Here is a 15,245-nt window from a genome sequence, read left to right on the forward strand (position 1 = left end):
TAGCAGGCCTGTGTGGCGCGGAGGGAATCGGCTACTTACCGGCCGGGCTGCCGCCGGTACACTGCAGCGCTGACCACCTCGGTAGTACCATGAAGCAGTCCCGCCGCACCGGCAACGGCATCTTGCATTTCCTCCTTGCCGCGACGACGGTTGCCCTGCTGGCCTGCATCGCCGTGGTCGCACTCGTCTCCCTCGGCGCCTGGCCCACGAGCCGCGTGGCCGAATGGGCGCTGCTGGCGGCGATCACCGTCCTGACGGTGGCCGTCGTGACGGAGCTGGAACACCTGCGTGTGCGCCGGCAGGGGCGCGACCAGCTGGTGGATCCGCTGGAAGTCTCGACCTTGAGCTTTCCGCCGGGGTCGCTCGGGCGGCCGTCCAGGCTGCCGGCGGTCCGCAACGGCCGTTAACGATTCCCGCTTTCAGGGAATCTTGCACGCGGGCGCATCGGCTCGCAGCACCAGCCTCGCAACGATCTGGCCGCCCGCGTGCTCGCGCACCAGCTGTTCGATGTCGGCCATCGCCGCCCGCAGGTCGGCGTCCGTCACGGGTGGCAAGGCGTCCACGTTGAAGAACACGTCCGAAGTCTGCGGCAAGGTCTGCGTGCCGGCGGCCTGGCGCCAGGTCCAGCGTCGCGTGAGCACGTTGTTCCCCTGGCAGAACACGACTTCGTTGGGCAGCGGCGCTTCCGCCGGGCTGCCGTCGGCCGGAATGAAGGCGTCGCCGGGCGCGGTGCGGCGCAGGGCGATGCCGTCGCCGTCGGCCGGCAGCGGGTGGACGCCGGCGGGCAGCAGGTAGCGCAGCGAAACGATGTTGCCGATGTCCACCAGCGGGTTGATCGCCGGCAGCTGGTCCGGCTTGAGCACGCGGCGCGCCATGGCCTCGATCGAACTGCGGTGCTCGGAAGGCTTGGCCCCGAAGCGGCGGTAGGCGTCCCGCCACGCGTTCACGTTCGGGTGCTCGGCCACATTGGCGCCGCGCAGGCGCTCCTGGAGCCGCGCCTCCTCCGCCCGCAAGAGCTCTTCGAGCGGCGGCTGGTCGTTGCTGGCCGCGCGCACGACGACGAGGCCGCGCCGGTAGCCGGGGGAGTCGTCGAAGATCGAGCGATCGATGCTGTAGTCGAGGGGACGCATGGCGCGCAATTGTCCACGGGCCGCGTCGTATAGTGCCGCATGGCAGGCACGACCATCAACACCGAGACGTACAAGCTGTACCCGTCCCCGCGCAACCCGCACCGCGAGATCTTCGCGCACCAGGTGTTCGTTCCGCATCCGTATGCCCTGGTCGATCCGCCCAGCTACGACCCCAAGGGCCGCTGGTCCCTGTACGCCGCGCATCGGCTGGCGGACGGCAAGAACGGGCAGCTGGTGACCTACGAGCTGGAAGCCGACGCCGAGAAGTTCAAGTCGCGCTTCACCCCGGATTGAGCCCGTGCTCCTTCGCGATGGCGAGGTTGCGCGCATCGGCCCGCTGCAGCGCGGGGCGGGCGGCGAGGCGCTCGCTGTAGGCGACGAAGGCCGGCTTCGGCTCGAGCATGTTGAAGCGCAGCATGTAGCGCAGGGTGCCGCCGAAGATGACGTCGGCCATCGAGAAGCGGTCGCCCAGGAGGAACTCGCGCCCGGTGACCGCGCTTTCCATGGCCTGCAGCATCGCTTCGTAGTCGCCCCAGCCCGCCTGGGACGGCTTGAACTGCCAGTTGGCGGCCTTGGCCATCGAGCCGGGCTCCATGACTGACGGGGCGAAGAAGGACCAGCGCAGGTAGGTCCCGCGCAAGGGATCGTCCGGCAGCGGGGCAAGGCGGCCGAGCGAGTAGCGATCCGCGAGGTAGAGGCCGATGGCCGCCGACTCCGTGACGACGGCGTCGCCGTCGACGAGGATCGGCAGCTTGCCCATCGGGTTCAGCGCGATGAGTTCCGGCGCCTTGTGGGCGCCCTTCATGAGGTCCACGAAGCGCAGCTCGTGCGGAACGCCGAGCTCCTCGAGCATCCAGACGACGCTCGACGCGCGCGAGAAGGGGTGATGGTAGAGCACGATGGACATGCGGGCGGCCTCCGATGGATGGGCGCAGTCTACCGTGCCAGGGCGGCGCAAAGACAACGTCTTCGAGTCCGGCGCTCGGATAGGATGGCACCCACAAGTCCCGGTTCGCACGGGACGGGAGGAGGGTGCATGGGAGATTCCGTCGTCAAGACCTGGCTCACGGGCGTTTTGCTGCTGGCGCTCGCGGCTGCCGCGCATTCACAGATCTACCGATCGGTGGGGCCGGACGGCAAGGTGACGTTCACCGACAAGCCGCCGACCGCCGAAACCGCGCAAGCGCGGGCCCAGGCTGCGCCGGCGCCCACTGCGTCGGCGGCCCCCGCGCCGTTGGCGGCGCCGGCAGGCGTGAGCGCGCCCAGCCTCAGCAACGCTGCGCCGGCGCCGGCGGGTGGGATGGAAAAGAGCGCGCGCGACGTGATCGGGGAGTACGAGCTCGTCCAGGCTTTCCGCTCCACCTGCGGGTTCGCTTTTCCGGACGAGCAGGGGCGTTACGGGACGGCTGCCGACCAGTGGGCCAGCCGCAACAAGGCGATGGCGCAGCGCGCCCTGGACGTGGCCGGAAGCCTGCTGGGCGAGGACGGCCGCATGCAGCTGCGCTCGGTGGTCGTGAGGGAGGCCCACAACAGCGCCGATCGCGCAGCGCGCGTGCCCACGCCAGCCGCGAAGACCTGGTGCGAGGACCGCCTGCGCGACCTGGCCCCGGGCGGCAAGAGCGACCAGGTCGTGCAGGCCGGCCACGCGGTATTGGCCACCTATCGGCCGCAGGGGCGGTAGCCGCCAGGCAGGGAGTCTCACGTCCCCGGTCATTGCAGCGACGCCGCTTGTCGATTCCGGCGGGCCTCGTTCGTCGTACCGGTGGAGCTCCGAATCCGCGGAGTCCCCGGTTCCTGACCACCCCATGAGCACTCCATGACCAAGACGATCTTCATCAGCCTGCCCATCGCCGACCTGCAAGCCTCGACCGCTTTCTACCAGGCGCTGGGCTTCAGGAAGAACCCGGATCTCAGCGACGACAGCGGCGCCTGCATGGCGTGGAGCGAGGCGATCCTGGTCATGCTGGTCACGCACGCGAAGTGGCGCACCTTCACGCAGCGGCCGTTGCCGGCGCCAGGCAGCATCGGGCACATGCTCTCGCTGGCGCTGGACAGCCGCGAAGCCGTCGATGCGATGCAGCGCGCCGCCGCGTCGCATGGCGGCCAGGCCGACGCCAACCCGCCCGAGGACTTCGGCTTCATGTACTCGCGCGACCTGGCCGACCCGGACGGCCACCTGTGGGCTACGTTGTGGATGGACCCGAACGCGAAGCCCGGCAACAAGTAAGCAGGAACTGGCGGACATCCGGCCGGTCCGCGCCGGTGGCCAGGCCGAGGCCGACATGCAGTTCGGCGCCTTCGCGCAGCGGCTTGTAGGTGACGCCGTCGCGCCGGATGGCCGCGAACGAGGCGGGCAGCAGCGCCACGCCGCGGCCGCTGGCCACCGCGGCGAGCAGCACGTGGTGGTCTTCGGGTTCTTCCAGCAAGGGCGGTGCGAACCCGTGCCGTTCGAAGACCGCGCGGCAGTGATCGAAGAACGCAGGCTGGCGGGCGCGACGGAACCAGAACAGCGGGTCGGCCGACAGATCCTGCAGTGAAAGCGTCCGGCGGCGCGCGTGCCGGTGGCTGGCCGGCAGCACCGCGATGAGCGGCTGCTTTTCCAGCACGTCCACCACCAGGCCGGGAGCGTTGGTCGGCAGCGCGATGCATGCCGCGTCCAGCTTGCCGCGGGACAGCAGGCGCACGAGCCGCGGCGAGGTATCGGATGCGGCGCGCAAGCGGCAGCAGGCGCTGGCCGGCCGGCGTGAGGGCCACGGCCTGCGTGTTGCGCTCGAACAAGGGCGTGCCGAGGCGGGCTTCCATCTGACGGATCGCGCGGCGGGCTGGGCTTGCGCGAGCGCGAGATCGCGGTCGTAGCCGCCTTGTGCGCGATGGGGAATGCGGCGCCGCAGTTGCGGGTGCACATGCACGCCGCGCTGCATGTCGGGTGCACGCCGCGCGAGATCGTGGAGGTGGTGATGCAGATGTCCGTCTACGCGGGTTTTCCGGCGGCGTTGAACGGGCTGGCAGCCGTCAAGGAAGTCTTCGCCGAAGAGGGTGTCGCACTACCGCTGGGGGAAGAGGGCAAACCATGATGAAGATTGGTTATCACGCCCCCTGATCCGTCATCTTTCGCAGCTTGTCCCGCCTGCATAGAGTGCGCTGGCGCGTAGCGACTCGGGAGTGTTCACCGAGCACGCGCCCGCAAGCCAAAACCACTCGAGACAAGCATGCAAAAGCACTACAAACTCCGGGTCCTCGCGGCCTCCATCGCCGCCATCTCGGCTTCAGCGCTCGTGACGGCCTGCGGGGGCGGCAGCAGCAGTGCCGACGCCGGCACGACCACCGGGACGACCACGACCACCACCACCGACACCGCCGGCCCCGGCGTGTTCGACACCGCGCTGGCTTTCGACAAGACCAAGTACACGACGATCACGGTCACGCTCGACGGCGTCAGCACGCCGGTGCGCTGGTACCGCGAGGTCTGCTACGTCGGCAAGCCGATGAAGCTGGCGCCGACGCAGTCGGCCGGCGCGGTGGACAACCAGGCCTGCGGCTACCAGAACATGAACATCTTCGTGCGGGAGGCCGACGCCGCCCGCCAGGACAACGCCATCCTGCTGAACGTCAACAACGCCGGCTGGCTGGCCAGCTACCAGGGCGGCAAGGGTGGCTGGGACGGGACGACCCCCATCACCAACGCCAACTACAGCGGCGCCGACATCGTCAACGGCGGCACGTACGTCAGCAACAGCGATACCGACAAGAAGGGCGCGGCGCTCGCCCGCGGCTTCGTGTACGTCACCATCGCCTCGCGCAGCCGCGGCGCGACCGCGCCCGCAGGCACCTACGACGACGGCATCTACCAGGGCAAGGCCCCGGCCGCCATCGTCGATGCCAAGGCGGCGGTGCGCTACCTGCGCCTGAACGACGCCGCCATGTTCGGCAACGCCAACCGCATCGTGGTGAACGGCACCAGCGGCGGCGGCGCGCAGAGCACGCAGCTGGGCGCCACGGGCGACAGCACGGACTACTTCCCGTACCTGAAGGCCGTCGGCGCGGCCGGCATCGACGCGAACGGCAAGAGCTCGATCAGCGACAGCCCCTACGCCATCGTGGCCTACTGCCCGATCCAGGACCTGGGCAGCGCCGACCTGCACTACGAGTGGATGTACAACGTGCTGGATACCCGCGGGCTGGTGTCCGCGGACCAGAAGGCCGGCTTGATCGTCGACGCGGGCGGCACCGAGCTCGTGCGCGCTTCGAACCCCGACCCCGCCGGCAGCAACACGCTGATGAACAAATTCGTGGCGTACCAGGCCAGCCTGGGCCTGAAGAACGACGACGGCACGGCGCTGACCACCGACAACATGCTGGCCGCCCTGCAGGCGGAGATCAAGAAGGCGGCCAGCGCCTATGTCAAGGCCGGCAAGACCTTCGTCGCCTACAACGCCACCGGCAGCGCCGCGGCCAACGGCGTCGCCGGCGGCAGCGGGACCCTGTCGTACAAGAACGACTTCATCGACGTGGATTCGACTGGGGCGGTCACGTACTTCAACATGTCGAACTACCTGAAGTTCGTGGCCAAGCAATCGCGCCTGAAGGCCGTGCCGGCCTTCGACCAGCTCGGCCAGACGCCGGCGCTCGCCACGACCGCGACGGCCGACACGACGCACGCTGGCGCCACCGTCAATGGCAACTACAGCGGCGGCGAATCCAACCTGTTCGGCACCGCCGCCCAGGTCTATTCCAACTTCACCGAGTACGCCTGGAACAACAACAACGGCGGCGATGCAGTGAACGCCAGGCAGGCCGATGTCGGCCTCGGCAACACCGGCTACACCTGGGCCGCCAACCCGCAGCAGGCTTACCTGTTGAACCAGTACAAGATGATCAACGCGCTGCCGTACATCGGCAAGACCGATGGCATCACGAAGAACTGGCGCATCCGCGTGGGCGCGCGCGACCGCGACACCTCCTTCACCGTGGCGTACAACATGAGCCGCGCGCTGAAGGCGGATGCCAAGGTCAAGAACGTCGACTACGCGCTGTTCTGGGACCAGGGGCATGCGGGCAACTACGACGTGCAGGATGCCTTCACGTGGATCGACGGCCGGCTGGCGGCGGGTAACTAAGCGCGCTTCGGCGCCTGCCTGGAAAGGGGCACCTTCGGGTGCCCTTTTTCGTTTCTACGCGAGCCCCTCCACGATGCGCAGGTCTCGCTCCGCCCCGCCGGCCAGCGCCTTCAGCGCTTCCTGGTAGCCCGCGCTGTCGTGCGCCGCCATGGCTTGCTGCACGGAGTCGAACTCGATCAGCACCGTTCGCTGGGCGACGCCTGCCTCGTACGCGGCGGCGGCGGTACCGCGCGCGAGGAAGCGGCCTCCGCCTTGCTGGATGGCAGGGCCGGCGAGCGCCGCGTAGCGCTTCAGCGCCTCGGCGTCGCTGACCGAGCGGTACATGGCGATCCAATAAGCCTTGGGCATCTGATGTCCTCCGAAGAATGTTCAGGCCACGCACCGTGCGGGCCGTAGTGGGTGGATCGTAATCGGCGCGGTGGGATTCGGCCCTGGGCTGTGGGAGCGGGGGGGCGGTGGATGACCGCTTAAGACTGGGGGCGGACGGTCAGGTTTCGCCGTCCGATGTTGGCGGTCGCCAAAACCTGACATTGGCCAGGCATGGGCGGCAAGCGAGCTCGATTGGCCGGAAGCGGACTTGACAGGGCGAATCAACTGAGGGAGCGTCGGCGAGCTCCGTCGAGACCGGTCTCGTAAACATCCGCACTCACTCATACGCTGAGCAGCCACAATACCGTATTTGGATGGAGCTGGACCACGTTCTGCTTGCTGTAACGGTGAACCATTTCAGTTAACGAGGGTTCATCTGCCACCGGTCACGCGGACACATATAGGGGACACATGACCACACCGCCGACTAGACCACCAACACCGGCCGAACTTCTTGAAGGGATTACCCTACCTAGCGGTTGGAAGCTCGTCGAGCGCCTGAGCCGACCACCAGGGGCATCCGGGTCGAATTTCGGTACTGGGTACAAGGCGGAGAGAGCTCAAGGATCGAAGAACGAAGTTGCGTTCGTTAAGGCAATGGACTTTGCGCGGGCTCTTCGCGCTGCCGACCCCTTCGCGGAGATGTTCAAGTTGACCTCTGAGGCCGCGTTTGAAAGGCAAGCACTAGAGCTCTGCAAAGACCAACGGCTGTCTCGGCTGGTCCAGCTAATTTCGTGGGAATACGTCAATCAAGATCCGGCGAAAAACCCTTTGAGCCAGGTCTTATGCCTGGTCATGGAGATCGGCGATGGCGACATTCGCAAGCAGCTCACTCGAATTGGTGCATTGCCGACAAGCATCATTCTCCATGTACTGGAGGATACAGCCCTCGGAATGGCGCAACTTCACCGTCACGGGATTGCGCATCAGGACGTGAAGCCATCAAACGTTATCTCGATGACCGATTTGTCAGCCGCCGCAAAGAACTTGTTTAAGGTCGCGGACCTGGGCCGGATCGTCCGCAAAGGGACGCCAGGACCGTACGACCTCATGCCCTGGCCTGGGGATAAACACTATGCGCCGCCCGAGCGATGGTACGGCTACACGCCTCCACAATGGCCCGATGCGCGAGAAGCATCGGATGCGTACATGCTGGGCAGCCTTGCCTGTTTTTTGTTCTGTGGAGTGACCATGCAGTCGTTACTCATTCACGAGATCCCGAGCGCAATGGCGCCGGGGACGTGGGCGGGCGGATACAACGACCCCTTGCTCCAGGTGCTACGCTCCAAGCAATCGAGTATCTTAGCCAACTCGGTTGCTCCAACTATTTCTGTTGACGTACGGGACGCGGTGATCGAAATGATTAAGCAGTTGATCGAACCGGACCCGCTCAAACGCGGCGACAAGCGCGCGCGTGCACAGACAGGCGGACCTGGCCTGGATCGCTTCCCGCCGAAGTTCAAGCAGCTTCGACTGCTGGCGGCCATCTACGAAAAGCTCGCTCGCCCGTGAAATCATCTCTCCCTAAGCGACGGCTGATCCCTCGCTGGCGGCCAGTCTCCAAGACGCTGGAAACCACCGAGGTTGAGTCGATAGTAGATCAACCGTCGAAGAAATTGGCGTTCGACCGTGACGTCTTCAATGACACCGTGGACTCTTGGCGGAGCAACCCCACGGCAGGTCACTTGGGCGACGTAATCGCGTTTTCGCCTGACGAGGAATTGCGTCCGGCCATCGCGCGCATCGTCGACGAAGCCGTGCAAAAAGGCCTTCAAGCATCAGATACGCAGAGATCGATTTTCGCCGAAGTACGAGAGGAGGTAGCTGATCCCGACGACACTCACCTAGGCGGCCGGCTGGCGACGCAGGCGCGAGTGGCCCAGCTCCGCAAAGAGCTTCTTGTCGCACCGGACAACGTTCTAGCGCTCTTGGACATGGCGCAGCTTCAGCTTGCTGCAGGAAAGCAAGCTGCGGCTAAGCGCTACTTATTTACCGCTCTCAATCTCGCACCGAATGGCCGTATCGTATTGCGAACGGCCGCACGATTCTTCGTGCATCTCGGTGAGTTTGACCGTGCGCATTCTTTGATATCACGGCACCCCGCCGCAAAGGATGATCCTTGGCTAATGGCAAGCGAGATATCCTTAGCTCAAGTCGCAGATCGCGAATCTACGCTGCTAAATCCAGGGCGGCGATTGCTGCGGAGTTCCAAGCGCCCAGCGCGCCAATTGGCTGAACTGGCTGGAGCTGTAGCTAACAGAGAGATGATCGATGGGAGTCTTAAGGAGGCTCGCGGCCTTCTTCGTCTTGCGCTGGAGCAACCGACCGACAACGTGGTCGCACAAGCGATGATTGACGGGCGTTTGATGGGTCTAAATATGGAAGAGCCCGCCATTCGACGGGCGGTCACTCAGTCTGCGGAAGCGCTCCTCCTGCAAGCTTGGATGGCCGGCGATGAAGTCGCATCTGAGGCCCACGCTCTCAGGTGGCACGCCGAGGAACCGTTTTCCAGTCGGCCGCTGCAGTTTCTGACGACCTTGTACTCCCTTCAAGGCGAGTACGGCAAAGCTCTTGATTGGGTGCAGCGCGGTTTAATCGCGGATCCTTCAGATGCCGGCTTGATCTCAAACCTCAGCTTCAGTCAAGCGGCACTTGGAGAAGAAGCGGCAGCAGAAGCAACAATGAAGCGCTCGCGATTGGTGGGCCAGACATGGCTGGAACCGTATTTCAAGGCTACAGAAGGCCTCGTCGCTCTCCGTCGCGGTCAATTCGATTTGGCCAAGTCCTTGTACAGGGAGGCCGAGCAAACTTTTTTGAAGGCGGGCCAAGATTCAACGGCTGCGCTATGCCTTGCGCACTATGCAAAGTTTGCAGCGGAATGCGGCGCGCCAGACGCAGAGGCGCTAAAAATGGAAGCCGAAGATAGGGTGCGAAAAGCGCCGACGATCGACGGGATAATCATCTTAGACAAGCTTTCGAAAAGGCCAGTTAGCATTCCGCTCGAACAAGAAGAACAACGGCGATTAAGCCAGTGGGTGTTTGATCCCATCAGTAACACGCTCACTCAACGTCTCGGCGTGACCGCAAGGAACGCTCCCGGTTTGGTTGTCGAACCCGGCATGCCGCCAAAGCGGAAGCACTAACCACTTCCGCTGCTTCGCGGTGCCGAATGGACACGATGCGAACTCTCGATTTGGGGAGTGCGGAACTGCGGGGGACGGAAGTCGAACAGCAATACTGACGGCTGCTTCCAACCCCTCGCCGTCGTTCGCGCTTTGCCCATCGGGGTGACTCAATGGCTGCATTTGAGCCGAGTCTGTGAATTGGACGTCCACGGACGACCGACCGCAACCGCTGCAAAGCCGAAACGGAAGGCCCGCTGCACCGACCGGTGCGAACTGTAGCCAGTCCGAGCCGGAGAACAATCGGGTGCTATGCCCGCCTTCGGCCGTCACCAGCCGTCACCAGCCGTCAGCTTGCACGGCCGACGATCATCTCGTTCGCCGCTTCGACGCTCTCTCCGCCCGTGTCGATGACGAGCCCTGCCGCCCACGTCGACTCGATCCACAGCGCCGATACTTCTTTCCACGCCGGCAGCACGCGGCCTTCGATATCGGCCCGCCTTCCGGTCACGCGGCGGCGATGTTCCTCCACATCCCCGCAGACGAGAAGAACGCCAAGCGTCCCGTGATCCCCTCTTGACGCCTGCTCTCAGGAGTTTGCTTGCGCGCCCCACCGATGCAGCATCAGCTCGTCCATCGGATTGGCCGGCTGCGCCGGGAGCCGCTCGAGAAGGTCGCGCAAGTACGTGTACGGGTGCCGTTCATAAGCGCCAAGCGAATCGGGCCCATCTGCAGTCGTGCGTTTCGATGCGAATACGCGTTCCGCCATTGCAGGTTCGGATCGACCAAGTCTCACCCGAACCGGATCGTGCATCGTCCTTCTCCCGGCCGGTAGCGCTTCGCGTCCAAAATGGGACCATCACTGGATCAGGTTGTGCTTGACGGCGTAGTAGGTCAGATCGCTGTTCGATGCGAGGTGCATCTTTTCCATCAGGCGGGTGCGATACGTGCTCACGGTCTTGACGCTCAAGGAGAGTGCGGCCGCGATCACGCCGGCAGTCTCACCCGTGGACAACTTCAGGAATACTTGGAATTCCCTCTTCGAGAGCGACTCGTGCGGTGCACCGGCCTCCTTGCGCGTGAGCTGTTCCGCAAGAAGTTCGGCGACGGCCGGCGACAGGTAGCGGCGTCCGAGGGAGACGGTTCGGATCGCATCGACGATCTCGATCGGTTCGCACGCCTTGTTCAAGTAGCCGCTGGCGCCCTGGCGAATCAGGTTCATCGCGTAGTGCTCTTCCGGGAAACCGGAGAGGACGAGGATCGCGACATCGGCCGCCTTCGCACGAATCATCGCGATCGCGTCGATCCCGCTCTGGCCCGGCATCGACAGGTCCATCACCAGCACGTCCATCGGCGTGCATCGCACCAGATCGATCGCCTCCCGCCCCGAACCCGCCTCGCCCACCACCCGCAAGTCAACGTGCTGGGAGAAGAAGTCCTTCAGGCCCCCGCGCACGATGGCGTGGTCGTCGACGATACCGATGGAGATCATGATGCTGTCCTTGTTCCGCGCCCGGTGGAGACCGGAAGCCCGGAACAGGAATCCGCCATCTGGCGAGATGCACTGTGGGGCCGAAGAGCCTTGGAAGGTGTGGGACGTCGCGCCTTGGAAGGAGCGGAGGATCCCGCGCATTAGGATCTCGCTGCCTCGGCGCGGGGCCCAGAACGATGGACATCCAGGAGCATTGCGGCTGCCTGGGGCGCTTGGTTGTCGTCCACCGCGAGGACCGTCAGATTGGTGCGATTCGGCGCGGGCGGACTCACGGCGCGAAATCCCGACATCTCTTTTCGCTGTGTGTCGCTCGCGCGCAGGAAGAGACGGCCGGCCCGACAACACAGACCGGGAGCCGCAGTCGAGCCGCTAGTTTCGGCGCTGGAGGACCGCCACGGTGGCATCGTCGTACCCTCGCCTTTGATCCCGCGCCACCAGGGCCGCCACGACGCTTGGAGTGCGGCCGAGCGCCGCCGTCACACAGCTGCTGCTCCAACGCGTCGCGATCCCGTCGCTCGACAGGATGACGACTGCGTGCGGAGGCCAAGGCGTGGTCGTTTCCACGGGTGTGCGGATGGCACGACCTGCAGTGCCGTCAGCCGTGAGGACGCTGCGATCACTGACTCCGGAGATCACGCGGCCCACCACATTGCCGGCGCCGACGGTGGTGATCGTGCCCGCCGCCGCGTTCGCGTGCAGTACGGCGACCGCCGCGCCGCAGGTCCTGCGCAGCCGGCCGTGGATGCGCCGCAGGGTGTCGCTGGGCGTTGCCGTCGGGTCCTCGAGGAAAGTTGCTACCGCTTCCCGTGCGGCCTCCGCTGCCTGCGGCCCATGCCCCAGACCGTCCGCCACTATCGCCGTCGCCTGCTCGCCGTCCACGGCGAAGGCCCACGCGTCGCCGCAGATCCGTTCGCCAGACGCCGCAAGCGACACAGCGCCGACATGGATCGCATGCAGACGAGTCGCCTGCGGCTTTGCGTGTACCCGGACAGAGATGATCGTGCCCTCCGGAACTGTCGAGTGCATGTCGAAGCCGCTGGCCAGCCGGCGAACCGCACCCAACCCGGTACCGGGCGTGCCGCCGGTGGAGAACCCATCCCCCATGCAAAGCTCCAGGTCGGCGATTCCCGGGCCCGAGTCAATGGCGAGTACCTCGACTTCCTTCTGTGACGGGCGCACGGAAAGCAGGAGCCTGCCTTGCCGCGCGTGCCGCACCAGGTTGCCCCCCAGCTCCGTGACCAACAATGCGAGGCGGCCTGCCTGCACGTCGTTGAAGCCGCACTCCATGGAGAGAAGCGCGGCATGCCGCCGCGCCTCGCCGACGCAGCTCGGATCTCCCATCGGCAGCGCGACGTGGAACGAACCCGTGATCAAGTCCATCGGGTGCAGTCATGGGCAGGCGCGCTCCGGCCCTGCGCAAGCAGACCCATGCCCCGCTCGATGTCGAGCGCCGCACGAACACCCTCCAGCGAGGGGCCAAGCTCCCCCAGGGTGATCGCCACCGCAGGCTGCATGCCGACCACTACCGTGGACGCGTCGAGAACCCGCGAGACACCGGAGATGGTGGCGAGCATCCGGCCGACGAAGGAATCGACGATCTCCAGGGCGGAGATGTCGATCAGCACACCGGAAGCGCTGCACTCGGCGATCTTGTTGGCCAAGTCGTCCCGGAGCGTCAGCGCAAGTTGATCCTGCATTTCCACCTGGATGGTCACGAGCAAGGTGGCGCCGATCCGCAGGATCGGGATGCGGTACATGTCAACTCCCGCGTGTGCGGGTGACCACGAAGCCTTGTTGTTGCATCGCGAGCGCAAGCGCGTCAGCCAGGCTGGACTTCGTCGCGACGCCTTGCAGGTCGATGCCCAGGTGCACGATCGTCTGGGCAATCTGCGGGCGGATGCCGCTGATGATGCATTCCGCGCCCATGAGGCGGATCGCGCTCACCGTCTTCAGCAGGTGCTGCGCCACCAGCGTGTCTACCGTCGGCACGCCGGTGATGTCGATGATCGCCAGCCGCGAGCCCGTCTCGACGATCCGCTGCAGCAGCGTTTCCATCACCACCTGCGTGCGGTTCGAGTCCAGCGTGCCGATCATGGGCACCGCCAGGACGCCCTCGAACAGCTTGATCACGGGCGTGGAGAGCTCCAGCAACTCGTACTGCTGCCGTTGAATGAGCTCTTCGCGCGTGCCCTGGTAGGTGGTGACCGTCCACTGCGCCATCCGGTCGACCATGGAGGAGATCGACCAGGCGGCGGCCAGTTGCGCGTCGGCCGGCACGCTCGCCTGCACGCGCGCGAACAAGGGCCGCTTGAAGGAGAGCACGAACAGACTCGTGTCGCCGGCGGACTGCCCCTGCGCCGCCCTCGACCGGGACAGCGACTCGAGCGCCTGACGCAAAGCTGCCCAGGCGGGGCCGGAAATGTCGTCCAAATTCCCGCCGGCGCTCAGTGCAGCACGCGTGCTCGACGCAATTTCCCGTGCCTCCGCGCGCATGCCGTTCCTGGCCCCCTCGGAGATGCGGGGTGAAAGTCCACCCGCCTCCTGCAGCCAATCGTCCAGTAGTTGGGAGTCCTGCTCGCCGAGGAGCCGGACCAGAGTGTCTGTGTGGGAAGTCATGGAGTGGCCGCAAAGGGCCGGGATGGGTGAGCGGCCGATTATGGGGCTCTTGTCGCGTTTGCGCCGGCATTTGTAGAAGACAATCTCATGGCCCGGCCCTCCGGACATCCCCTCCAGATGAGCCAGCAGCTACTTACCCTCTCCATCAGCGCCAACAACTTGCCCGCGGTGCGCACGCAAACCCGCAAGGTCGCTGTCCTCAGTGGCCTGGAGGCTCTGCAGCAGACGCGGTTCTCCACCGCGGTGTCGGAGATCGCGCGCAACGCGGTCCAGTACGCGGGCGGAGGTTCGGTGTCCTTCATGGTGGAAGACATTGGCGCCGCGCGCGAGCAAGGTGTGGTCGCGGTGGTCGCAGATGAAGGGCGCGGCATCGAGGATGTGGCGAAGGCGATGAGCGGCCTTCCTGATGCAAACGGACGCATCCCGATGGGCTTGGTCGGCAGCAGCCGGCTGGTCGACGGGCTTCTGGTGGAATCGCGGCCGACCGGCGGAACGTCTGTGCGGCTGGAAATGAAACTGCCGCGCACGGTTGCGCGGCTCACACCGGCCCGGCTCGATGACATTGCCGCGCATCTCGCCGAGCGCGGGCCGCTCTCGGCGAGCGAAGAAGTCGAAGAACAAAATCGCGAGTTGCTGAAGATCCACCAGGAGCTTCGCGCCAAGCAGGCGGAATTGGAACGCGCGGATACGCGCAAGAACCAGTTCGTGGCCACCCTGGCGCACGAACTGCGCAATCCGCTGGGAACGCTGAAGTTGGCAGTGGACCTCATGCGCAAGCGCCCGACCATCGACCCAGATGAAATCACCCGGCTGGCGGATCTGATGGAGCGCCAGACCCGGCAGATGTCGCAGATGGTCGAGGACCTGATGGAAACGGCCCAGATCGCGCAGGGCAAGGTGGTGCTTGCGAAGGAACTGGCGGACCTCAACGAGCTCGTCGCGCAGTCAGTCGAGATGAGCGCGGGCTCCACGACTGCGAAGGGGCACGAGGTCACCCTGCGGCTCGCTAACGTGCCCGCGTGGGTGCAGGTCGACCCTCGACGCATGAAGCAGGTTCTATGCAACCTGATCCAGAATTCGGCGCGCTACACGGCACCCAACGGCAACATCGTCGTCGCTGTCTCGTGTGCAGACAGCAAAGCGGTGGTGGAGGTCAAGGACAACGGACGCGGGATCGAGGCGGACCTGCTGCCGCACATCTTCGGGCTGTTCGTGCAGGGCAACGGGTCGCCGGGCGAATGTGGCTTGGGCGTCGGACTGGCACTGGTGCGCAGGCTGGTAGAGGATCACCATGGCGCAGTCGAAGCCCGGAGCGGCGGGGCCGGGCAAGGTAGCGTCTTCACCGTGACACTTCCGCTCAGCACTCCCCGTGGAGCGTGAGATAGAGCGGCCAGCCGCA

The 15,245-nt window shown here is 65.5% G+C and carries 17 protein-coding genes and 1 pseudogene; 9 read left to right on the top strand and 9 right to left on the bottom strand.

Annotated features, from left to right (window positions below):
- Positions 1–89 precede the first annotated feature (89 nt).
- The gene (locus tag HHL11_RS11685; RefSeq protein WP_169418544.1) at positions 90–407 is read left to right on the top strand and encodes a hypothetical protein; all 318 of its coding nucleotides are present in this window, start codon (positions 90–92) and stop codon (positions 405–407) included.
- A gap of 12 nt (positions 408–419) precedes the next feature.
- On the opposite strand, the gene HHL11_RS11690 is transcribed toward HHL11_RS11685, so the two are convergent.
- Entirely contained in the window at positions 420–1,130 is a 711-nt protein-coding gene (locus tag HHL11_RS11690; RefSeq protein WP_169418545.1) for a B3/B4 domain-containing protein, read from the bottom strand.
- Positions 1,131–1,169: 39 nt separating this feature from the next.
- Here HHL11_RS11690 and HHL11_RS11695 point away from each other — a divergent pair, with 39 nt between their 5' ends.
- The gene (locus HHL11_RS11695) at positions 1,170–1,424 is read left to right on the top strand and encodes a hypothetical protein (protein ID WP_169418546.1); all 255 of its coding nucleotides are present in this window, start codon (positions 1,170–1,172) and stop codon (positions 1,422–1,424) included.
- Here the strand turns inward: HHL11_RS11695 and HHL11_RS11700 are convergent.
- Entirely contained in the window at positions 1,411–2,037 is a 627-nt protein-coding gene (locus tag HHL11_RS11700) for a glutathione S-transferase family protein (protein ID WP_169418547.1), read from the bottom strand. The genes HHL11_RS11695 and HHL11_RS11700 overlap by 14 nt on opposite strands.
- A 129-nt stretch (positions 2,038–2,166) precedes the next feature.
- On the opposite strand from HHL11_RS11700, the gene HHL11_RS11705 reads away from it, so the two are divergent.
- Positions 2,167–2,811 carry a DUF4124 domain-containing protein gene (locus HHL11_RS11705; protein WP_169418548.1) on the top strand — a complete coding sequence of 215 codons (645 nt, stop codon included), beginning with the start codon at positions 2,167–2,169 and terminating at the stop codon, positions 2,809–2,811.
- A gap of 135 nt (positions 2,812–2,946) precedes the next feature.
- Positions 2,947–3,357 (top strand): VOC family protein, encoded by a 411-nt coding sequence (locus tag HHL11_RS11710; protein WP_169418549.1) that lies wholly within the window; start codon positions 2,947–2,949, stop codon positions 3,355–3,357.
- Here the strand turns inward: HHL11_RS11710 and HHL11_RS11715 are convergent.
- A complete protein-coding gene (locus tag HHL11_RS11715) occupies positions 3,314–3,847 on the bottom strand; it encodes a LysR family substrate-binding domain-containing protein (protein ID WP_240980057.1) in 534 nt (177 codons plus the stop codon). The two genes, HHL11_RS11710 and HHL11_RS11715, sit on opposite strands and share 44 nt — an antisense overlap.
- A gap of 93 nt (positions 3,848–3,940) precedes the next feature.
- Between HHL11_RS11715 and HHL11_RS11720 the strand changes: the two are divergent.
- Positions 3,941–4,204: pseudogene (locus tag HHL11_RS11720) on the top strand (carboxymuconolactone decarboxylase family protein); the annotation flags it as partial.
- A gap of 135 nt (positions 4,205–4,339) precedes the next feature.
- Entirely contained in the window at positions 4,340–6,247 is a 1,908-nt protein-coding gene (locus HHL11_RS11725) for a subtype B tannase (protein ID WP_169418550.1), read from the top strand.
- 54 nt (positions 6,248–6,301) lie between these two features.
- On the opposite strand, the gene HHL11_RS11730 is transcribed toward HHL11_RS11725, so the two are convergent.
- Positions 6,302–6,595 (bottom strand): DUF1330 domain-containing protein, encoded by a 294-nt coding sequence (locus tag HHL11_RS11730; protein WP_169418551.1) that lies wholly within the window; start codon positions 6,593–6,595, stop codon positions 6,302–6,304.
- A 663-nt stretch (positions 6,596–7,258) separates the two neighbouring features.
- Between HHL11_RS11730 and HHL11_RS11735 the strand changes: the two genes are divergently transcribed.
- Positions 7,259–8,128 (top strand): protein kinase domain-containing protein, encoded by an 870-nt coding sequence (locus HHL11_RS11735; protein ID WP_169418552.1) that lies wholly within the window; start codon positions 7,259–7,261, stop codon positions 8,126–8,128.
- Positions 8,125–9,759, top strand: coding sequence for a tetratricopeptide repeat protein (locus HHL11_RS11740; protein ID WP_169418553.1), 1,635 nt, complete (start codon positions 8,125–8,127; stop codon positions 9,757–9,759). Before HHL11_RS11735 ends, HHL11_RS11740 begins: the two co-directional genes overlap by 4 nt.
- A gap of 328 nt (positions 9,760–10,087) precedes the next feature.
- Here the strand turns inward: HHL11_RS11740 and HHL11_RS11745 are convergent, their stop codons facing one another.
- The 5 genes from HHL11_RS11745 to HHL11_RS11765 form a co-directional block, all read right to left on the bottom strand.
- On the bottom strand, positions 10,088–10,270 hold the full coding sequence (locus HHL11_RS11745; RefSeq protein ID WP_169418554.1) for a hypothetical protein: 183 nt from the start codon (positions 10,268–10,270) through the stop codon (positions 10,088–10,090).
- A gap of 327 nt (positions 10,271–10,597) precedes the next feature.
- A complete protein-coding gene (locus HHL11_RS11750) occupies positions 10,598–11,230 on the bottom strand; it encodes a response regulator (RefSeq protein WP_169418555.1) in 633 nt (210 codons plus the stop codon).
- 369 nt (positions 11,231–11,599) lie between these two features.
- A complete protein-coding gene (locus tag HHL11_RS11755) occupies positions 11,600–12,610 on the bottom strand; it encodes an ATP-binding protein (protein ID WP_169418556.1) in 1,011 nt (336 codons plus the stop codon).
- Entirely contained in the window at positions 12,601–12,987 is a 387-nt protein-coding gene (locus tag HHL11_RS11760) for an STAS domain-containing protein (protein WP_169418557.1), read from the bottom strand. The genes HHL11_RS11755 and HHL11_RS11760 overlap by 10 nt, the downstream gene beginning before the upstream one ends.
- Position 12,988: 1 nt before the next feature.
- Complete coding sequence (locus HHL11_RS11765; RefSeq protein WP_425355193.1) at positions 12,989–13,954, bottom strand: STAS domain-containing protein; 966 nt, start codon at positions 13,952–13,954, stop codon at positions 12,989–12,991.
- Between HHL11_RS11765 and HHL11_RS11770 the strand changes: the two genes are divergently transcribed.
- Entirely contained in the window at positions 13,934–15,226 is a 1,293-nt protein-coding gene (locus HHL11_RS11770) for a sensor histidine kinase (RefSeq protein ID WP_169418559.1), read from the top strand. The genes HHL11_RS11765 and HHL11_RS11770 overlap by 21 nt on opposite strands.
- Positions 15,227–15,245 lie beyond the last annotated feature (19 nt).

Source organism: Ramlibacter agri (assembly GCF_012927085.1).
Lineage (GTDB): Bacteria > Pseudomonadota > Gammaproteobacteria > Burkholderiales > Burkholderiaceae_C > Ramlibacter > Ramlibacter agri.